Genomic DNA, 18810 nt, shown 5'->3' with positions numbered 1-18810 from the left:
TTGTTGGCGCCCCCTCCGTCAAGGCATATTTGCGGGGTCACATCACCCCATTGTGTCGAGGTCGATCAGCTCGATCTTGTAGCCGTCCGGGTCTTCGATGAAGGCGATGTGGGTGGTGCCGTGCAGCATCGGGCCCGGCGGACGCGGAATCTTCGCGCCGCGCTTCTCAAGCTCGGCGCAGACGCCGTAGATGTCGCGCACGCCGAGTGCCAGGTGGCCGAAGGCGGTGCCGAGTTCATACGGCTCTTCCCTGCCCCAGTTGAGCGTGAGTTCAAGAACCGTGTCGGTTTCCTCGGGGCCGTAGCCGACGAAGGCGTTGGTGAATTTGCCCCCCGGATAGTCGTCACGGCGCAAGAGCTTCATGCCCAGAAGCTCGGTGTAGAAGGCGATCGACTTGTCGAGGTCGAGCACCCGGATCATGGTGTGCATGTATCGAAAGTTCGCGGCGGCTCCAGCCATCCTCAGTTTCCTCCGGTCTTTGAGAATTTCGTTTCCGATCCCGACATCGTCGCACCGAAATTACCGGCGCTTGATGTTCCAAATCAGGGTTGTATGATAACACTACAAGATCGACGCCTGTCCAGCGAATTCGGTCTGAGCCCGCTGCGTCTTGCGGAGTGCATTGCATGAATATCGCCCCTCTGTCCACGGAGCCGCTCGGCCTTCTGGCCGGGCTCCTGCCGGAGGGGTCGCTTCTTACCCGCGACGAGGACCTGGCGCGCTACAGCCGCGACTGGTCGGGCGACCATTTCGGGCGGCCGCTGGCGGTGGCGCGACCTTCCAGCGTCGAGGAGGTGTCGGCGCTGATGGCGCTCTGTCATCGCGAGCGCATCCCGGTCGTGCCGCAAGGCGGCCTGACTGGCCTCGTCGGCGCAGCTGTCGCGACGGATGGCCGCGAACTGGTTCTCTCGCTGGAACGCATGAACCGCATCCTGTCTGTCAATCCGATCGACTACGCGATCACGGTAGAAGCGGGCTGCATCCTGGAGGACGCCAAGCGGGCGGCTGACGAGGCGAACTGCCTCTTGCCGATCACCTTCGGCGCACAGGGAAGCTGCCGCATCGGCGGCAATGTCGCGACGAATGCCGGCGGCTTCAACGTGCTGCGCTACGGCATGACGCGCGATCTCGTGCTCGGCTTGCAGGTGGTGCTCGCCGACGGGCGTATCTGGGACGGCCTGAGGACGCTGCGCAAGGACAATCGCGGCTACGACCTCAAGCAGTTGTTTGTCGGCAGCGAGGGCACGCTTGGGGTCGTGACGGCGGCTGCGCTGAAGCTTTTTCCAAAGCCGACACAGATCGAGACCGCGCTGGTAGGGTTGCGCTCGATCGAGGATGCGATGGCGCTCTATGCGCGGGCGCGGCGCGAATGCAGCGACCTGCTGACCGCCTTCGAGCTCATCCTGCGGCGCGGCATCGAGATTTCGTTGAACGCGCGGTCCGATCTGGGCGATCCGCTGTCGCAGCCTTATCCCGTCTACGTGCTCATCGAAGCCGGCGCGGGCGGACGCGTCGATCTCCGGAAGATTCTGGAGGACTTCTTCGCCGACGCCTCCGACCTGATCGGAGACGGTATCATCGCGTCGAGCCGCGCACAGGGCGAGCGGCTCTGGTTGTACCGCGAAGTGATGGTGGAAATGCAGGGGCGCGGCGGACGTTACCTGCGTACCGACGTTTCGGTGCCTATCTCGAAGCTTGCGGCTTTCGTGCGCGACGCCCTGACCGACATCGATATCCGCCTGCCCGACGCGCTCGCGGTGACCTATGGTCATGTTGGCGACGGCAACATCCACATGAACGTGGTGCCCCCGGAAGGCATGGAAGCCACCGCCGTCGACCGGCTGTTCCACGAAGCGGAGGCGCTGATCTTCGGCGCCCTGGATCGGCATGGCGGTTCGATCAGCGCCGAGCACGGAATCGGCCGCGTCAAGCAGCACGCCTTCCTCGAGCGCGCCGACCCGGTCGGGCTCGACATCGCCGGCAAGCTGAAGCAGATGCTCGACCCGCGACACATCCTCAGCGATGGGCGTATATTGCTGCCAGGCAAGGCGGAGTAGACGGGTGGCGGGAATGAACCTCAAGCTGGACAAGGTCAATCGCGGTCCGCATCTGTCCACGCTCGTGGCGAGCTCGATCTCGCGCGAGATCGCGCAAGGACGGCTGAAGCCTGGCGACCAATTGCCGACGGAACAGGCGCTGGCCACGACCTTCGGTGTCAGCCGAAACGTGGTGCGCGAGGCGATCGCGCGGCTGCGCTCCGAGGGCCGCATCTGGTCGCAGCAGGGGCGCGGCGCTTTCGTCGCCGACGACAGCAACCCGACGGTCCTGACCATTGATTTCGAATCGCTGCAGCAGTCCGACTCCTTCCGCAGCCTTTTCGAATTGCGCGGCATCCTGGAGGTGCAGGCGGCGTCGCTGGCGGCCGCGCGCAGGACCGACTCCGACCTGAAGGCCATGACTGACGCGCTGAAGGCAATGCGCGACGCTCCCTATGGCAGCGTCGCCTGGCTGAAAAGCGATCTCGAGTTCCACCGCGCCGTCTCCAAGGCAACGCGCAACGCCTACATGGGCCAGTTCATGACTTTCATCGCGGAACGCATCCGCGAAGCCATCCTGGCTGCCGGCAACCGGCAGGGATCGGACGACATGGCGCGCATCACCATCGGCGAACATGAAAGCATCCTCGCGGCAATCAGGGCCAGCGATACCGCAGCCGCGCGCGCCGCGATGCAGGACCACCTGACTGGCGCGGCGAAGCGTGTCGGTCTGGACACCCTCGAAGCACCGGAGGGCAAGGCGAAGGCCGGCAGGAAAGCTGCCGGCGCGGCGAAGCGATAGATGATGCGGCGGTAAGCCCGATTTATTCTTTCACGGTCAGCGAGACGCCGTTCAGCCCCGCGATGATGTCGGAGAGGGCCGGCACGAACTTTTCGCCGTGGCCCGTCGCGACGGCGGTTGCGAATCCGTTGCGCACAACAGCGCCAACCGGATTGGCGACGCCGGCCGACTGCGCGAAGGAGGCCAGATAGGTCATGTCCTTAAGCGCGTTGACGATGGCGAAGCGCTGCGCGTTCTCGTTGCGGTTGATGACGAAATCGAAAAACGCCTGGTAGAAGCCGCAATCCATGCGGCTGCCACTTATGACGCTGTGAAAGACTTTCGGCGTCAGCCCGGCCTTCACGCCCAGCGTGAGCGCCTCCGAATAGACGGCGGAATAGCTCATCGAGACGAAGTTGTTCAGGAGTTTCATCGTGTGTCCGCTGCCGACAGGGCCGGTGGGCACGATGCGGGCGGAGAAGGCTTCCAGCACGGGCCGGACGCGCTCCACATCCTCCGCTGCGCCGCCGATCATCACATCGAGCTTGCCTTCCGCCGCCTCCTTCGGCGTGCGGGCAAGCGGTGCATCGATCAGGGTGATGCCCTGTTTCTTGAGTTCGGTGGCAAGCTGGACCGTGGACGAGGGATTGGAGGTCGAGCAATCGACAATGGTCAGCGGCTTGCTGGCCGACGCAAGGCCCTCCGGCCCCCGGACCAAGGATTCCACCTGCGGCGATCCGGTGACGCAGAGGATGACGATGTCGCACTGTTCGGCGAGAGCGCGCGGCGTCTCGGCCTCGACGGCTCCATCGGCCACGAGACGCGCAAGCGCGTCGCGGCTGCGGTGTGCCCAGACGGTCAGGGGCCAGCCCTTGGCGAGCAGGTTGGCCGCCATGCCGGACCCCATGCTGCCCAGGCCAATAAAACCGATCCTGTCCTTCATCCATTCCTCCCATAGCTGTTGGCGAAAGCGGCCTGCCGCCGCGAAATGTTGCAGGCGGTTCGCGTCGGTGCGATTCTGCCCCAACGAATCGGGAGGAGCCGACGAACCCCATGGCGGAGCGCGACGCGCCTTTCTTCGACGCCATCCAGCAGACGCCCAATCTGCGCAGCGGTCTTGTCGACACGCTGATGGCGCAGATCGAATCCGGCGACCTCGCGCCCGGCCAACGACTGCCGACCGAGCAGGAGATCGTGGCGGCAACCGGCGTGAGCAGAACGGTAGTTCGCGAGGCGCTTGCGGCGCTGCGTGCCCGAGGCCTGATCACCACCCGTCAAGGGTTGGGCGCCTTCGTTGCGAAGGATCCGCCTCCCAAGACGTTTTCCATCGTGCCCAACGATATCGGCTCCATCGAGGACGTGTTGCGGGCTCTCGAATTGCGGGTCGGGATCGAGACGGAGGCAGCCGGCCTTGCCGCGAAGCGCCGCACGGCCGACGACCTCGCGCGGATGGATACAAGGCTTAAGGCCATCGATACGGCATTGGCCGCGAACGAAACCGGCGCGCAGGAGGATTTCGCGTTCCACCGCGCCGTGGCGGCGGCCACCGGCAATCCCTATTTCACGCGCCTGTTCGACGCGTTCGGCGCGGCGATGATGCCCCGCCAATGGGCGTCCTTCGACCGCATGGACGAGACGACGCGCGAGAAACATTTCGCACGCATGCGCGACGAACACCGCAGGATACTTGCGGCCATCGAGGCGGGTGACGCTGCGACCGCCCAGCGCACGATGCGGACGCATCTGTCGCGTTCCTATACCCGTTTCGAAGACTTGCGCGATCTCGCAGCGGGAACCGGTTCCGGCAGTTAGGTGCGAAGTACGGCTCCCCTTCATTTTTCCACGGAGGCGGAGCGCGAGTATCAACCCAAAATCCATTTTTGCCGTCTTACCGGGTTGTCATACAACTATCTGCTCTGATAATTCGACGGCAGACATCGAGTCAAGCCGGATGGTCTTTCGCGGCAAAAAGGGCGAAAAGGCGCATTCGTGTCAGGAGATGAATCATGCAGTCACGTGAGTTCGGCCGCACCGGCCGCAAAGTCAGCGAAATCGGTTTCGGCGCCTGGGCCATCGGCTCGGCCTGGGGCGAGGTGAACGACGACGAGGCGCGCGCAGCACTTCATGCCGCGCTCGACACCGGCGTCACCTTCCTAGACACCGCCGACGTCTATGGCGACGGCCATTCGGAAAGGCTGATCGCGCAGGTTATGAAGGGGCGCGGCGGCGAGCGTCCCTATATCGCCACCAAGGCCGGACGCCGCCTGCCCAAGCAGACCGTCGAGGGCTACAGCGCCGAGAATCTGTCGGCGTGGACGGACCGAAGCCTGAAAAATCTCGAAGTCGATACGCTGGACCTCGTTCAGCTGCACTGCCCGCCGACCGATCTCTACTATCATCCGGAAGTGTTCGAGCGTCTGGACCGACTGGTCGAGCAGGGCAAGATTCGCAATTACGGGGTCAGCGTCGAGCGGGTGGAGGAAGCGCTGAAGGCGATCGAATATCCGGGCGTGCAGTCCGTGCAGATCATCTTCAACGCCTTCCGGCTGCGGCCGGCATCGCTGTTCTTCGAGCAGGCGAAAAAGAAGAAGGTCGCGATTATCGCCCGAGTGCCGCTGGCGAGCGGATTGCTGTCGGGAAAGTTCAAGGCGGACACCAAGTTCGAGAAGACGGACCATCGTCTTTTCAATCGCAACGGCGAGGCGTTCGATGTCGGCGAGACATTCTCGGGCGTGCCCTACGAAGTCGGGCTTGCAGCGGTCGAGAAAATCCGTCCGTTGGTGCCGGGCGATACGACCATGGCGAAATTCGCGCTGCGCTGGATCCTCATGTTCGACGCGGTGACAGTCGCCATTCCGGGCGCCCGCAACCCGGCGCAGGCCGTCTCGAACGCGGGGGCCGCCGCCCTGCCGGCGCTCTCCTCCGACACTATGGCGAAGATCGCCGCGATCTACGAGAGTGACATCAAGCCCTACGTCCACCAAAAGTGGTGAGGCACGGCGGGTCCGCCGCAACAGGCTGGGCGAATCATTTGCCCAGCCGTGCGTCGATCGCAGCAATCTGCTTGGCCCAGAAGCCCTGACCTGAATCACCCATGCCGTTGCGCGTGAATGTCGTGCGCGCATCGTCGAAGGCTGTGCGGGCATCGACAAGCGCTTGACGGTCGTTCGCTCGGGTTCCGATTTCGAACAGCACCTCGCCGAGCACGGAACGCGCCCGCGCCCAGAGTATCGGATTATGCGTCGTGCTCATCACGTCCGTCGTCTCAGCCAGCGCGATCCTGGCCTCCTCGAACCTTTGCAGGTCGTTGTCATAGCGTCCGAGGAAGAGGAGCGCCCTGCCCTCGTTGTAAGAGGATATCGCATAGGCGTTGGGATCGACTTCGCGCGTATAGACGTCGCCGAACTCACAGCCGCCGGCCGAAAGATGTTTCGGGAGCGCATCCGCGTAGGGACTGTGCGCTCCAGGCTGCCCATCGAGCGCCGCCTTGCCCGGCTCGGCGGCGTAGCCCAGCACTGCGCCGAGCGTTTCCGGCCCCTCGCCCCTGAGGGACACCGCGCCGCGCGGCTGGCCGAGGCCAATGGCTGCGACGGGCGCTTGGCCTTCAGCCGTCGCCACCACCGTACCGTCAGGAATGGGATTGGTGCGGCAGGCGTCGAGCAGGAGGATAACGATCTTGGCCTTCTGCTGCAGTTTTGCGAGCAGGGGACCAACCGCGATGAAGTCGGAGGCCGGTCCATTGGCCGGCATTGCTGCGTCCGTCGGAACGAGGAAATTCTCGCCGCCCGCCTCGACGCCATGTCCCGCATAATAGATCAGAGCGACATCGGCCCCTTCTGCGTCCTCCTCGAACCGCTCGATCGCCCGGGAAAGTTGCCTGCTGTCGCGATCGATGACGGAATCCACGTCAAAGCCGAGATCCGACAGGAGATTGTCCACGGCGCGAGCATCGCCCGAGGGATTGGGCAGGTCGGGCAGGTTCTCGTAATCCGACAGGCCGACCACGAGCGCGACGCCCCGCAGCGGCTCCTGTGCGCCGGCGACACCAGCCTGCAGGGACAGCGCCACGAGACAAAGGACCGGCGCGAACCGCCGCCCACATGCCAGCACTGCCGCAACGCCTTCTGCGACCATCCTTCCAGACCCTGCCCACCCCAAGCAAGCGACAACAATCCGGCGAAAACATGCCGGCGGCAAGCATCATCCGGCAGTGTTGATTTCGATCAAAGCTTTCTAGCGGCGGCAGTCGTAAATTGGGTGGCATAAAGAGAGGATACTATCATGACAACAGCAGGCGATCTCGGCCCGAGCTTCCGGCATGTCCGCCTCCTGCTGGCGCGGGAAGCAGGCCGCCCCGGCGGCGACAGCGAGGCAGGCTACGACCTGCTCGTTCCGTTGCAGGAGGACGCCAGGCTGGACCCCACCGAATGGAAAAGGCGCCAGGAACTCTGCCGCGTGCGCAAATTCGGCGCTGGCGCGGACCGTATCGGTCGATTGCGCCGCAAGCCCGGCGGACAATGGTATGTCGACTACGAGGAAGGCGAGCGGGATGACGAGATCGGATTCCGCTTCGGCGAGGAACGTTTTGTCATCGGCGAATATATCTCGCTGCAGGAAGGGGGTAAGATGCATACCTATCAGGTTGCCAGGGTAGAGAAACCATGATCCGTCACGATAACGCGGTCGCCAGCGGATCGGCATGGACCGCGGTGGCAATCGGACGACAATTCGCTAAGAGACCATCGGCAGCACGAAAGGAAGACCCAAATGTACAAGCACATCCTGATTTCGACCGACGGGTCGGAACTCGCTCAGAAGGGCGTGGATCACGGTCTTTCGCTGGCCAAGAGCCTTGGAGCCAAGGTCACGATCGTGACCGTGACGGAGCCCTTTCCGTTCAGCGCCACGGCAGCCGGCGCAGGCTGGGTTCCCGGTCCCGATGATATCGCCTCCTATCAGGAAGGGCAGAAAGAATTCGCCGACAGGACGCTCGCCAAGGTCAAGGAAGCGGCGCAGGTGCTTGGCGTCGAGGCAGCGACGGTCCATGTCGCTGACGCGCGCCCGGCAGAGGCTATACTCGACGTTGCGAAGACGGAAGCGTGCAGCCTGATCGTCATGGCGTCGCATGGCCGGCGCGGGCTGGGCCGCTTGCTGCTCGGCAGCCAGACGTCGGAGGTACTTGCCCACAGCAGCGTCCCCGTGCTCGTCGTGCGCGCCTGACCTTCGCGGATTCCTTTGGAGGAGGACACAGCTTTGAAACTCAAGACATTCCTGCCGCTCGTTACCTACCCCGACGCGGCGTCAGAAACGTCGATCGCAAATGCGGTGGCGGCCTCCAGGCTGCTCGGTGCTGAACTCAACGCACTGGCCCTGGAAGTGGAAATTCCGCAAGTCTCGAACGCCCTGTCGCGCGCGCTGCTCGATGTCGGCGAAATGATCAAGGACGCCCACAAGCTCAGCGCGCACCGCGCCGGGGAACTGCTCGTCGATGTGAAAGCCAAGGCTGCCGCGGCATCGATTGCGACGCAGACCGCTGTCCTTCGAAGCGCGCCAGCGCTGCTTGGCGAGGCGGCGGGCGAGCGGGCGCGTTATTTCGATCTGGCGCTGCTCGGCCTGGAACCCGAGAATGCGGGGACGCGTATGGTGGCCGAAGGCGTCATCTTCGGTTCCGGCAAGCCGTCTCTGCTGCTGCCGGTTGCGGCCAAACTCGGAAAGCTCGACCGAATCGCAATCGCCTGGGACGGCAGCCGGGTCGCGGCCCGCGCCGTCGCCGATGCACGCCTTCTCCTGGAGCGCGCCTCCTCGGTCAGCATCGTCACTGTCACCGACGAAAAGCCGCTGAAGGACAAGGACTCCGGCGAAAAGCTTGCCGAAAGCTTGCGCGATGCCGGCCTCAAGGCCAAGTTCGACACGATCCGCGCCGAAAGCGGGCCGATCGCCGCGACTTTGCAGCGATACGCCGCCGAACACGCCGACCTGCTGGTGATGGGCGGATACGGGCATTCGCGCCTGCGCGACTTCGTACTCGGCGGAGCGACCGAGGGCGTGCTTTCGGATTTGAAGCTACCGATTCTGCTTTCGCATTGACCGGGTACTCCGATCGCGAGCGCCTCTCATCCGCCTGTCGTGGATGAAAGGCGGGCGCGTAGTTCGGCATTCTCCGCCTCAAGGCTGGCGAGGCGCTCGTGCAACGGGCGCACCGCCTCAGTCACTTCACGCTGGGTAAAGCGCGGCGTGATGTGTTGCGCACAGTTCCAGTCGAATGATTCCAACCGCAGCCGGAATATTCTCTCGGCGCGCCCCTTGTAGCCCGCGTCGCTGACGAGCGCCGTCAGTTCGGGCTCGGCATCGAGCGCCAGCCGCTCGACATGCGCATAGATCTTCAGCCGGGTGCGGTTCGGATAATCCATCAGGAACAGGCAGGTACGGTCGTTCGCCGCGAAGTTGCCGACGCTGATGTACTGCCTGTTGCCGCGATAGTCCGCAAAGGCCAGCGTGCGGTCGTCCACCAGCTTGAGAAAGCCGGGCGCACCGCCTCTGTGCTGCATATAGGGCCAGCCCGTTTCCGAAACGGACGCCATGTAGAAGCTGTCGCGCGCTGCGATAAACGCCGCCTCGCTTTGCGAGAAGCGGTTGGACGCCCTGTCGCCTGCAAAGTCGCGCCAGAGATGGTCGACGCCCATCTCTGCTTGGGCGTCCCGCACACTGGGGGTTATCGCAATATCCAGAAATCCGTAGCTCATGACTACACCCCGGAATTAAAGATCGAATCTAGGCGTCGCAGCCATCGATCCAAAGGGGCGACAGGTTGAACGATCTGTTCCCGGATACGATCAGGCGTGACGGATCGTACCAGCCCCTGCGTGATGAGACGAATCCCTCGACTATCCCGGCAATAGGCGGTATCGACTCCCGTCTTCGCGGCGACGTGAACTGGATATTCCAGCCGGACAGCCAGGAAATGCGTATATGAGCATCAATATTTCACCGACCGGCCTCGCGCGCGACCTTAGGGAACGCGGAAAGTCCGGAAAGCCGATCCGCGTCGGCCTGATTGGCGCTGGCGAAATGGGGACGGATGTCGTCACCCAGGTCGCGCATATGGAAGGCATCGAGGTCGGCGCCATCGCCGTTCGCAGCAAGCTTAGGAACGCGGCCGATGCGGTGGAAATGGCCTATGGAGAAAATGGCCATTCCGCCGAAGCGGGAACAGCCTCAGCCGTCACGCAAGCGATCGAGGCAGGCAAGATCGCGATCACCGGCGATGCCGGGCTCGTCATCGGCAACGAGCTGATCGACGTCGTGGTCGACGCCACGGGCGTGCCGGCCGTCGGCGCGGATATCGGGCTGCGCACCATCGAGAACGGCAAGCATCTGGTTATGATGAATGTCGAGGCCGACGTCACCATCGGCGCCTTCCTGAAGAGCGAGGCCGACCGGATGGGCGTGGTCTATTCGCTTGGCGCGGGCGACGAGCCGTCGTCCTGCATGGAGCTCATCGAGTTCGTCTCCGCGATGGGCTACCCGATCGTCGCCGCAGGTAAGGGCAAGAACAATCCGCTCAACATCGACGCGACGCCGCCGGCCTATGAAGAGGAAGCGGCGCGGCGCAACATGAACGTCCGCATGCTGGTCGAGTTCGTCGACGGCTCCAAGACAATGGTGGAGATGGCGGCGATCGCCAACGCCACCGGCCTCATCCCGGACAAGCCGGGCATGCACGGTCCATCCGCCTCGCTTGCCGATCTTCCGAAGGTGCTGATCCCGAAGGAGGACGGCGGCGTACTGTCGCGCAAGGGCGTCGTTGATTATTCGATCGGCAAGGGCGTGTCGCCCGGCGTCTTCGTTGTCGCCGAAATGCGCCATCCGCGCGTGATGGAGCGCATGGAAGACCTCAAGATCGGCCATGGGCCCTACATCACCTTCCACAGGCCTTACCACCTCACCTCACTGGAGGTGCCGCTCACCTGCGCGCGCGTCGTGCTCTACGGCAGGCCTGACATGGTGCCGCTGCCGAAACCGGTCGCAGAAGTCTGCGCGGTCGCGAAGAAGGATCTCAACCCCGGCGACACGCTCGATGCGATAGGCCAGTATTGCTACCGCTCGTGGACAATGACCGCCCCGGAGGCGCGCGCCGCGCGGGCTGTACCTTGCGGCCTGCTGCAGGGCGGCTCCGTGAAGGCCCCGATCAGGAAGGGCGAGCTTCTGACCTACGACAATGCCGCGCCGCCGGCAGGATCGAAGCTGGTGGAACTGCGCGCCCGGCAGGACAGGCAGATTTACGGCGATTGACCTGAGGCGCTCCGCGTCAGCCGATCTTCTTGATCAGTTCCGCCAAGGTCCGGCGCAGTTCCTCGATCACCGAGTTCTGGCGCGAAAGGACGCCGAGCCTGCGCTCGCAGGCGAGGATGGACGAGGTCAGTTCCGCTTCCCTGCCCTTTGAGCGGCTTGACGCCTCCTCGTTCTCGATTGCCTCGTCAAGAAACGCTGCGTCGGCCGACACCGAGGCATAGCGGCGTTCCAGACCGGACTTCTCGACCGAGATTTCGTCCGTCAGTTCGTCCAGAAGCCGCGTCAGGCGGTCGAAACGACGCTGATCGGTTGCGTCGTCCCGTTCTGCGCTTCGGGTCCGGAAACTGAAAAGAGACATTCTGTCAGCCGGTCTTCTGCAACGGAGCTGGCTTCATGTCCACCAGCAGTTCCTCGATCGCGCCTGCCATTTTTGCGGAGAGGTCGTGGCGGGCGAGCGCGAAGGCGACGTTGGCCTCGACAAAGCCCTCCGGCGAGCCGCAGTCGAAGGTCCGGCCCCGGTAGTGATAGCCGAAGAAGCGCTGGTCCTGCTCAAGACGCAGCATCCCGTCCGTCAACTGGATCTCGTTGCCCGCACCGCGCTCTTGGCTTTCCAGGATCGCGAAGATCTCCGGCTGCAGGATGTAGCGGCCGTTGATGAAGAGGTTCGACGGCGCCGTGCCCTGCTTCGGCTTCTCCACCATCGACGTGATGCGGAAGCCGTTGTGTGTCTCCTCGCCCCGGCCCACGATGCCGTATTTATGCGCCTCGGCCGGATCGCATTCCTGCACCGCGATGATGTTGCCGCCGGTGTTGTCGTAAAGCTCCACCATTTCCTTCATGCAGCTCTTTTCAGACTGCATGATCATGTCGGGCAGCAGAAGAGCGAACGGCTCGTCGCCGACCAGTTCGCGCGCGCACCAGACCGCATGGCCCAAGCCCAGCGGCTCCTGCTGGCGGGTAAAACTCGTCTGGCCGGGCAGCGGCTGCAGGCGCTGCAGCTTGGCCAGCTGGTCGTCCTTGCCGCGTTGGGCAAGCGTGTGATTCAGCTCGAACTGGATGTCGAAGTGATCCTCGATGACGGCCTTGTTGCGGCCGGTCACGAAGATGAAGTGCTCGATGCCCGCCTCGCGCGCCTCGTCGACCACATACTGGATCACCGGACGGTCCACGACCGTCAGCATCTCCTTCGGTATCGCCTTCGTCGCTGGCAGAAACCGCGTCCCCAATCCTGCTACAGGAAATACCGCCTTGCGGACTTTTTTCATGAGGCTCAACCTGCCATTTTCGAGTGCCGCCCGCCAGCCTGCGAAGGCTATGCTGCGACGCAACAAGGGTCAAGGCGATCGCATTGCGCGATCGCGTAGTTCCTTACGACGCGCTTGCCTTCACGCCGAGACGTACCGGGCTCAAATAATCCTCGGTAGGACGGCCGACGCCGACATAGCCGAAGCCGTGCCCCTTGACCTCGTCCTTGCGGTAGATGTTGCGCAAATCGACCAGCAGCGGCGTCTTCATCACCTGCTTGAGGCGCTTGAAGTCCATGGCGCGGAAGGCGTTCCATTCCGTCACGATCACCAGCGCGTCGGCGTCCCTGGCCGCATCGTAGGGGTCGCTGGCGAAGGTGACGTTCTCCAGCATAGACTTTGCATGTTCCATACCCTCGGGATCGTAGGCGGAGATTTCCGCGCCGGCGTCCTGAAGCGCCTGAATAATCGTCAGTGACGGCGATTCGCGCATGTCGTCCGTGTTCGGCTTGAAGGTCAGACCGAGTATTGCGATCTTCTTGTCGTCGACGCTGCCGCCGCAGGCCGAGACGACCTTGCGCGCGATGGAGCGCTTGCGCGCGGTGTTGACGGCGACCGTCGTCTCGACCAGCCGCATCGGGCTGCCGAAATCCTGCGCGGTCTTGGCAAGCGCCACGGTGTCCTTGGGAAAGCAGGAGCCGCCATAACCCGGACCCGCATGCAAAAACTTCGAACCGATGCGATTGTCGAGCCCGATGCCCTGCGCGACCTGCTGCACATTGGCGCCGGTCTTCTCGCAGAGGTCAGCGATCTCGTTGATGAAGGTGATCTTCATGGCGAGGAAGGCGTTGCCCGCATACTTGATCAATTCGGCCGTGCGCCGACCGGTGAAGAGCATCGGCGCCTGGTTCAGATAGAGCGGGCGGTAGACCTCGGTCATCACGGACTGCGCGCGATCGTCGGAGAGGCCGACAACGATGCGATCTGGACGACGGAAATCGTCGATCGCCGCGCCCTCGCGCAGGAACTCAGGGTTGGAGACGACAGCGACGTCGGCGGACGGGTTTGTCTTCCGAATGATCTTCTCGATCTCGTCCCCTGTGCCGACCGGCACGGTCGACTTGGTAACGACGACGGTAAAATCCCGGATCAGCGGCGCGATCGTGCGCGCAGCCTCGTAGACATAGGAAAGGTCGGCATGACCGTCGCCACGCCGCGCGGGCGTGCCGACCGCGATGAAGATGACCTCAGCGCCCTCGACGCCTTTCTCGAGGTCGGTTGTGAACGATAGGCGGCCCGCCTTGACGTTGGCAGCGACGAGAGCGTCGAGGCCCGGCTCGAAGATCGGGATGCGGCCGCTCCTCAACGCCTCAACCTTGCTTTCGTCCTTGTCGACGCAGACGATGTCATGGCCGAAATCGGCCAGGCACGCGCCCGAGACGAGGCCGACGTAGCCGCTGCCTATCATCGTGATCCGCATCAAGACTTCCTTTCAACAGTCGGGGCGGGCCGAAGCTCCGTCTCCCTCTCCTGGCCTAAATATCTTGTTTTACGTCCGCATTCCATCCGCCGGCCGGCACAAGCGCCGCGCCGGTGGCGTCTATGCGCAGGCAGCTCAGGCGGTGGGTGGCGTATGCGCCGGTATCGAGATTGATCCTGTTCTGCTGGAAGTCCGGCGTGTCAATCGGAGTATGGCCGTGCACGACGATGGCACCGAAAGATCCGTGATGGTCGAGAAAAGGCTTTCTGATCCACATCAGGTCGTCCGCCACCTGTTGATCCAATGGGCGGTTTGGCACGACGCCCGCATGGGCGAAGAAATAGGGGCCGTATCTGAAACTTGGACGAAGCGACCGCAGGAACCGTACGTCCTCGAGCGGGATCGCCCGTGACAGCGCTGCGCTGAGGACCGTCTCTCGGGCAGGGTTGACGCCGTAGGAAAGCGCGGTCGCCGCCCCGCCAAAGGCGAGCCACTCGCGGTCGGCAACGCGACCGTCGAGAAAGTGGAGGAGCATCGCCTCATGATTGCCCGCAAGCGGCATGATCCGCGTTTGGGTAGCGCGCTCACGTAACACCCCGATGACAGCCGCACTGTCAGGCCCGCGGTCGACATAGTCGCCGAGATAGACCTCCAGGCGTCGCTCGGCGGGTCGTGCGCTCCAATCCGCGTCGATCCGGCCATGAACGTCGCGCAAAAGGTCAGAGCGGCCGTGGATGTCGCCGATCGCATAGATGACCGTGCGTGCATCGATCGCCGGATAACGCGGCCGGGCCGGGCGTTGCTGCGTCTTGTGCGCCGACAGCCCAAGCCAGTCGCTCAGCCTGCGTCCAAGCGCTGTCCAGGGCGCCTCAGCCCTGAGATACGTAAGAGCTGAACTTTTCATGATGGTAGTAGGAGCTGTTGCCGATGCTGGCGGTGTAGAGACGCAGCGTGTTCTCGTCCGCCTTGTTGAGAACGCAGCCGATGATCTTCTGGTTGACGTGCGGCGCGTTGTGCAGCGCATCGGACACGGTCGCGATCGAGGTCTCGCCCCACTCGACCACGAACACGAACCCATCGACAGAGCCGGCCACCGCCTTCGCGTCGATGACAGGAGCCAGCGGCGGCAGGTCAACGATGACGTAGTTGTAGGTCTGGCGCGCCGCCGTGAGAAGTTGCGCCATCTTGCCGGAGCCGATCAGGTCAGTCTTCTGCTCGGCACCGCCCTTGCCGGCCGCCGGCAGGAATTTCAGTCGCTTGGCGTCGTCCGAATAAATCAGGTCGTTGATCGGCACGTTGTTGACGAGGAACTCGAACAGTCCCGCCTCGGCGTCCGGCGTTACCTCGCGCGTAAGCGTCGGGCTCCTGAGGTCGGCGTCGATCACCAGCACGGAATTGCCAGACGACGCGATCAGTTGCGCGATGTTCATCGACACGGTCGACTTGCCCTCGCCGGGCATCGAAGACACGACGCCGATCACGCGCATGCCGCCATCGCCGGGCGCGAAATCGAAAGCGAGCTTCACCGAACGCAGCGTCTCCGCAAAACGCGAGAGCGGTGCCTTGACGACGTGCTGCAGAACACCGAGATCGCGCGACAGCAGACGCGCCGAGGTTCCTTCCTTGCGCGCGGTGTGGAGCGCGCGGCGGGTCTGGCCGCGTCCGAGCTTCGGCAGGATGCCGAGACATGGAACGCCGAGCACCTGCTCGATCTGGCCTGGCGTACGGAACGTCCTGTCGGCGAGTTCGCGGCCGAGCGCCAGCAGAAGGCCGAGCGCGAGACCGGCCACCGTCGACAGCGCGAGTGTGATCACAGTCTTCGGCGAAGATTTCTTCCGCGCGGGAGACGCCTCGGTCAGCACGCGCGCATCGGTGATTGGGAAGGACTGCTGCTGGAGCGCCGACTTGTAGCGATCGAGAAAGCTCTCGTAGAGATTCTGATCAGCCTCGGCGTTGCGCTCGAGTTCGCGCAGCCGCACCCGCGCCTCGGCGATATCAGTCGAACGGGTCGTGAACCCCTCCATCTGCTGTGAGAGTTCGGCTTCCTGCTTCTGCGCAACTTCGAGGTCGCTCTTGTAAACCTGCTCGATGCGACCAAGCTCACGGAGGATCAGCCCGTTGATGTCCTCCATCTGGCTCCGAGCGCGCTGCGCGGCATCATGCTCGGCGCCGTAGCGGCGGGAGATGTCGGCCTCCTGCTGGGCGATGCGCGAATATTGCGCGCGCAACTGGCTGATGACGGGGCTGGAGAGCGAATCGACGACGGAAGCATCGGGATTGCCCGATGCGATCATCTGCGCGATCTGGTCGTAGCGCGCGCGGCGCGTCGCCGTCTCTTTCTGCGCCTCGACCAGCCTCGCCGAGAGATCGGTCAACTGGGTGTCGGACAGGAGCTGCCCGCCGCCGGTGTTGGTGTCGATGATGCCGTGCTCGCGCTTGTACTGCTGGACGAGTTGGTCGGATGCCACCGCCTTCTCGCGCAGTTCCGACAGGCGTCCCTCCAGCCATGTCGAGGCACGACGCACCGACTCGTAGCGCGCGTCGAGCTTTTCCTCGAGATAGGCGTTGGCCACCGCGTTGGCGACGGCGGCGGCGCGATCCGCGTTTTCCGACGTGAAGCTGATGCCCAGGACGAAGGTATCGTCGACGCGGTCGACACGCAGCCGCTTGCTGAACTCCTCGACCACGAAGCGCGGAACGCCCGCCTCCTCGACCACGGCCGGCGGCGGCCCAAGCCGCACCATCGAACGGATGACGCCCATGCCCCTCGTGATGAGCTGGACGATCAGGTTCGGCGGCCGCCTGAACTCGTCCGCATCGCTGATGCCGAGCTGCTCGATGACCGACAGGGCGATCTTCTCGGAGCGGATGATCTGGAGCTGGCTGTTGACGTCGACATCGCTCAGGCTTGCCGGCGTGCCCGACGTGTTCTGTTCGTTCCCACCGACGAGCTGCGCGTTTTCGATGTCGAGATAGACAAGCGCAGTCGAGTCGAACATCGGCTTGGTGGTGACGATGTACAGCAGACCCACCACGATCATCGCAGCCACCGCAATGCCGATGAGCAGCGCACGGCGGCGCAAAATCGCAAGAAGATTTGCAATGCTGAGAAGGCCAGCCTCTGCCTCGACGGGGGAGGAGGGCGGAGGTGTCTCCGCCGGCCAATTCTTCTGGAGCTGCACGAGCATCGGGGCCGTTCCTGCATACTGCGCCGCAGCATAAACTCTCGAATCAGCGACCTTGGAAACTTCCCGTGATACCGACCACCGGCATCAAGTCTCTGTATTTAAAAGTTTATCCTAAACGGCCTTTCTGTCCCGAGCCCTTGAAGTCAAGTTAGCAGAGTTTTGCTGCGGTGCAAGAGAACTTCATCGTTGTCCGCTCGCGCGTGCGCTCGGGGTCGGTGTCCAGGTCTGGAAGCGGTCGCCGCGCACAGAGCGCCAGACACCCCATGACGTACCCGCGAAGGACAGCAGCATCGCCAGAATTTTCTGCGCCGGCCCGAACCCCAGCGCCAGCAAGACCGCGAAAACACCAAGCAGCAACGCGACCGCGACGAGCACTAGTCCCGACGGGAAAACCGTCATCAGTGCGAGCAGCAAGAAAATTCCGGCGAGCAATAGATTGTAGCCGATGAGCCATTTGAGCAGGCGGTGCGAGACGTAGCAGTAGGCCAGCGCCGGCTTGCGCCAGATACGCGGCCAGATCAGCCTATGGACGTTGAAGGCCTGGCAGGCGATGCGGATTTTCCGGCGGAATTCGTCATAGGTGCTGGTCGCTGATTTCTCGAAGGCAAGCGCCTTCGGTGCGCGCACGACGCGCATTCCGTCGGCCAGAATCATCATGGAGACGTAGAAGTCGTCGATGATGTCGTCGGGAACGACATGATGGGCCGAGCGCCTGATCGCGAAGAGCGACCCGTCGGCACCCACGACGCTGTAGGCATCGCTCTCGAGTTGCTTGATCGCCTCCTCGACGCGCCAGTAGAGCGAGCCTGAGCTTGCCATCGCGCTTTCGTCCGGATTGGAATAGACGAGGTGACCGCAGACACAGCCAACTTCCTCGTCGCCGAACCATGGCGCGATCTCGACCAGCGCATTGCGGTCAAGTTCGACATTGGCATCGGTGAAGACGACGATGTCGGCCGTGCAGCGGTCAACCAGTACGTTCATGCCGTGTGACTTGCCGCGCCTTATGTCGGCGGCGACGACATTTATCCGGTCCCGGAAAGGCGTCAATTTCTCAAGCGTCCTGTCGCTTGCGCCGTCGACATAGATGAAGAGTTCGCAGTGCGGCACCGTGGCGGCAACCGCGATCATGTTCCTGGCCTTCTCGGCGATCGTGCGCTCCTCATTGTAGGCGCAGACGCAAATCGCGAATGTCGGGAAAGACGACGCCACCACAGGAGTCCGGCTGCGGCGGAAAGGCATCAGCGACAGCGGATAGGTGACGAAGGGATGGATGCTGAGCAGCAGGAAGAAAGCAAAAAGGGAAATGCAAACCCAGAACATCACGGCGCGGGCACCCTCACAAAAGCTACCCTGCCCGTCCTGTCCGCTGATCGCGGACCCCTGCCCCCACGCAGGTCAAGCGTAACGCCAAGGACCGGGGACCGGCCCTTCCACGGGATCTGGCTGCATCGACACGACACTTCACACTCCGCTTCAAAGCGCCGTGCCAGCCCCCGTGCAACACATGCCCAACCCCATGCAGGCGGAATTCCGCTTGCCCTTAAAGGGCAGACAAACCGATGCCTTGTCAACGTGTCTGTCAAAAGCGATGCGGCCGGGAAGATCGCCAACTGTTCCAATGCACACGTCAGGCAATTCAAGAGAACGCCGCGACGCATTGAAAAGTCAGGCTGAATCAAAGGCCTGCATGCGACTGGCTAAAGACGTTCGACGAACTCTCGGCCGCGACAATTTGGTCCTATCGCCAAAAAACCTTATTCCGGTCATTTCGCAAACGCATTTCGTT

General features: G+C 63.3%; 18 protein-coding genes. 8 read left to right on the top strand and 10 right to left on the bottom strand.

The genetic code is table 11. From position 1 onward, the window contains the following. Positions 1 to 42: 42 nt before the first annotated feature. A complete protein-coding gene (gene gloA / locus ABMA32_RS05060) occupies positions 43 to 459 on the bottom strand; it encodes a lactoylglutathione lyase (protein WP_349012630.1) in 417 nt (138 codons plus the stop codon). A gap of 167 nt (positions 460 to 626) precedes the next feature. On the opposite strand from gloA, the gene ABMA32_RS05055 reads away from it, so the two are divergent. Both ABMA32_RS05055 and ABMA32_RS05050 read left to right on the top strand, forming a co-directional pair. Next, on the top strand, positions 627 to 2057 hold the full coding sequence (locus ABMA32_RS05055) for an FAD-binding oxidoreductase (protein ID WP_349012629.1): 1431 nt from the start codon (positions 627 to 629) through the stop codon (positions 2055 to 2057). A gap of 13 nt (positions 2058 to 2070) precedes the next feature. Continuing rightward, positions 2071 to 2838, top strand: coding sequence for a FadR/GntR family transcriptional regulator (locus ABMA32_RS05050; RefSeq protein WP_349012628.1), 768 nt, complete (start codon positions 2071 to 2073; stop codon positions 2836 to 2838). 22 nt (positions 2839 to 2860) lie between these two features. Here the strand turns inward: ABMA32_RS05050 and ABMA32_RS05045 are convergent, their stop codons facing one another. Next, on the bottom strand, positions 2861 to 3814 hold the full coding sequence (locus ABMA32_RS05045) for an NAD(P)-dependent oxidoreductase (RefSeq protein WP_349013328.1): 954 nt from the start codon (positions 3812 to 3814) through the stop codon (positions 2861 to 2863). 56 nt (positions 3815 to 3870) lie between these two features. Between ABMA32_RS05045 and ABMA32_RS05040 the strand changes: the two genes are divergently transcribed. Next, positions 3871 to 4629 carry a FadR/GntR family transcriptional regulator gene (locus ABMA32_RS05040; protein ID WP_349012627.1) on the top strand — a complete coding sequence of 253 codons (759 nt, stop codon included), beginning with the start codon at positions 3871 to 3873 and terminating at the stop codon, positions 4627 to 4629. A gap of 194 nt (positions 4630 to 4823) precedes the next feature. Beyond that, the gene (locus tag ABMA32_RS05035) at positions 4824 to 5810 is read left to right on the top strand and encodes an aldo/keto reductase (protein WP_349012626.1); all 987 of its coding nucleotides are present in this window, start codon (positions 4824 to 4826) and stop codon (positions 5808 to 5810) included. Between the two features lie 34 nt (positions 5811 to 5844). On the opposite strand, the gene ABMA32_RS05030 is transcribed toward ABMA32_RS05035, so the two are convergent. Next, the gene (locus tag ABMA32_RS05030) at positions 5845 to 6951 is read right to left on the bottom strand and encodes a caspase family protein (protein WP_349012625.1); all 1107 of its coding nucleotides are present in this window, start codon (positions 6949 to 6951) and stop codon (positions 5845 to 5847) included. Between the two features lie 147 nt (positions 6952 to 7098). Between ABMA32_RS05030 and ABMA32_RS05025 the strand changes: the two genes are divergently transcribed. The 3 genes from ABMA32_RS05025 (at position 7099) to ABMA32_RS05015 (ending at position 8904) form a co-directional block, all read left to right on the top strand. Continuing rightward, positions 7099 to 7482: a hypothetical protein gene (locus ABMA32_RS05025; protein WP_349012624.1), complete on the top strand. Its 384-nt coding sequence runs from the start codon at positions 7099 to 7101 to the stop codon at positions 7480 to 7482. A gap of 102 nt (positions 7483 to 7584) precedes the next feature. Further along, the gene (locus ABMA32_RS05020; protein WP_349012623.1) at positions 7585 to 8037 is read left to right on the top strand and encodes a universal stress protein; all 453 of its coding nucleotides are present in this window, start codon (positions 7585 to 7587) and stop codon (positions 8035 to 8037) included. 33 nt (positions 8038 to 8070) lie between these two features. Next, the gene (locus tag ABMA32_RS05015) at positions 8071 to 8904 is read left to right on the top strand and encodes a universal stress protein (RefSeq protein ID WP_349012622.1); all 834 of its coding nucleotides are present in this window, start codon (positions 8071 to 8073) and stop codon (positions 8902 to 8904) included. Positions 8905 to 8930: 26 nt separating this feature from the next. Here ABMA32_RS05015 and ABMA32_RS05010 read toward each other — a convergent pair whose 3' ends face one another. Then, a complete protein-coding gene (locus ABMA32_RS05010) occupies positions 8931 to 9560 on the bottom strand; it encodes a pyridoxamine 5'-phosphate oxidase family protein (protein ID WP_349012621.1) in 630 nt (209 codons plus the stop codon). A 226-nt stretch (positions 9561 to 9786) separates the two neighbouring features. Here ABMA32_RS05010 and ABMA32_RS05005 point away from each other — a divergent pair, with 226 nt between their 5' ends. Continuing rightward, positions 9787 to 11109 (top strand): NAD(P)H-dependent oxidoreductase, encoded by a 1323-nt coding sequence (locus tag ABMA32_RS05005; RefSeq protein WP_349012620.1) that lies wholly within the window; start codon positions 9787 to 9789, stop codon positions 11107 to 11109. Between the two features lie 16 nt (positions 11110 to 11125). Here ABMA32_RS05005 and ABMA32_RS05000 read toward each other — a convergent pair whose 3' ends face one another. From ABMA32_RS05000 to ABMA32_RS04975, 6 genes are all read right to left on the bottom strand, one after another. Then, positions 11126 to 11467 carry a hypothetical protein gene (locus ABMA32_RS05000; RefSeq protein WP_349012619.1) on the bottom strand — a complete coding sequence of 114 codons (342 nt, stop codon included), beginning with the start codon at positions 11465 to 11467 and terminating at the stop codon, positions 11126 to 11128. Between the two features lie 4 nt (positions 11468 to 11471). Beyond that, on the bottom strand, positions 11472 to 12374 hold the full coding sequence (gene galU / locus ABMA32_RS04995; protein WP_349012618.1) for a UTP--glucose-1-phosphate uridylyltransferase GalU: 903 nt from the start codon (positions 12372 to 12374) through the stop codon (positions 11472 to 11474). A 103-nt stretch (positions 12375 to 12477) separates the two neighbouring features. Next, positions 12478 to 13833 carry a UDP-glucose dehydrogenase family protein gene (locus ABMA32_RS04990; protein WP_349012617.1) on the bottom strand — a complete coding sequence of 452 codons (1356 nt, stop codon included), beginning with the start codon at positions 13831 to 13833 and terminating at the stop codon, positions 12478 to 12480. Between the two features lie 55 nt (positions 13834 to 13888). Beyond that, the gene (locus ABMA32_RS04985; RefSeq protein ID WP_349012616.1) at positions 13889 to 14737 is read right to left on the bottom strand and encodes a metallophosphoesterase; all 849 of its coding nucleotides are present in this window, start codon (positions 14735 to 14737) and stop codon (positions 13889 to 13891) included. After that, on the bottom strand, positions 14703 to 17021 hold the full coding sequence (locus ABMA32_RS04980; RefSeq protein WP_349012615.1) for a polysaccharide biosynthesis tyrosine autokinase: 2319 nt from the start codon (positions 17019 to 17021) through the stop codon (positions 14703 to 14705). The genes ABMA32_RS04985 and ABMA32_RS04980 overlap by 35 nt, the downstream gene beginning before the upstream one ends. A 180-nt stretch (positions 17022 to 17201) precedes the next feature. After that, on the bottom strand, positions 17202 to 18344 hold the full coding sequence (locus ABMA32_RS04975; RefSeq protein WP_349013327.1) for a glycosyltransferase: 1143 nt from the start codon (positions 18342 to 18344) through the stop codon (positions 17202 to 17204). Between the last annotated feature and the right edge of the window lie 466 nt (positions 18345 to 18810).

Source organism: Mesorhizobium quangtriensis (assembly GCF_040081925.1).
GTDB classification, from domain to species: Bacteria; Pseudomonadota; Alphaproteobacteria; order Rhizobiales; family Rhizobiaceae; genus Mesorhizobium_K; species Mesorhizobium_K quangtriensis.
The sequence above is the reverse complement of the archived record's forward strand: the minus strand, read 5'-3'. Positions and strand labels throughout refer to the sequence as shown.

Coding starts and splice junctions, on each gene's coding strand:
- ABMA32_RS04975 (WP_349013327.1), bottom strand. CDS start 18,344: ATGTTCTGGGTTTGCATTTCCCTTTTTGCTTTCTTCCTGCTGCTCAGC.
- ABMA32_RS04990 (WP_349012617.1), bottom strand. CDS start 13,833: ATGCGGATCACGATGATAGGCAGCGGCTACGTCGGCCTCGTCTCGGGC.
- gloA (WP_349012630.1), bottom strand. CDS start 459: ATGGCTGGAGCCGCCGCGAACTTTCGATACATGCACACCATGATCCGG.
- ABMA32_RS05040 (WP_349012627.1), top strand. CDS start 3,871: ATGGCGGAGCGCGACGCGCCTTTCTTCGACGCCATCCAGCAGACGCCC.
- ABMA32_RS05005 (WP_349012620.1), top strand. CDS start 9,787: ATGAGCATCAATATTTCACCGACCGGCCTCGCGCGCGACCTTAGGGAA.
- ABMA32_RS05020 (WP_349012623.1), top strand. CDS start 7,585: ATGTACAAGCACATCCTGATTTCGACCGACGGGTCGGAACTCGCTCAG.
- ABMA32_RS05030 (WP_349012625.1), bottom strand. CDS start 6,951: ATGGTCGCAGAAGGCGTTGCGGCAGTGCTGGCATGTGGGCGGCGGTTC.
- ABMA32_RS04985 (WP_349012616.1), bottom strand. CDS start 14,737: ATGAAAAGTTCAGCTCTTACGTATCTCAGGGCTGAGGCGCCCTGGACA.
- ABMA32_RS05035 (WP_349012626.1), top strand. CDS start 4,824: ATGCAGTCACGTGAGTTCGGCCGCACCGGCCGCAAAGTCAGCGAAATC.
- ABMA32_RS05025 (WP_349012624.1), top strand. CDS start 7,099: ATGACAACAGCAGGCGATCTCGGCCCGAGCTTCCGGCATGTCCGCCTC.
- ABMA32_RS05010 (WP_349012621.1), bottom strand. CDS start 9,560: ATGAGCTACGGATTTCTGGATATTGCGATAACCCCCAGTGTGCGGGAC.
- ABMA32_RS05050 (WP_349012628.1), top strand. CDS start 2,071: ATGAACCTCAAGCTGGACAAGGTCAATCGCGGTCCGCATCTGTCCACG.
- ABMA32_RS05000 (WP_349012619.1), bottom strand. CDS start 11,467: ATGTCTCTTTTCAGTTTCCGGACCCGAAGCGCAGAACGGGACGACGCA.
- ABMA32_RS05055 (WP_349012629.1), top strand. CDS start 627: ATGAATATCGCCCCTCTGTCCACGGAGCCGCTCGGCCTTCTGGCCGGG.
- galU (WP_349012618.1), bottom strand. CDS start 12,374: ATGAAAAAAGTCCGCAAGGCGGTATTTCCTGTAGCAGGATTGGGGACG.
- ABMA32_RS04980 (WP_349012615.1), bottom strand. CDS start 17,021: ATGCTCGTGCAGCTCCAGAAGAATTGGCCGGCGGAGACACCTCCGCCC.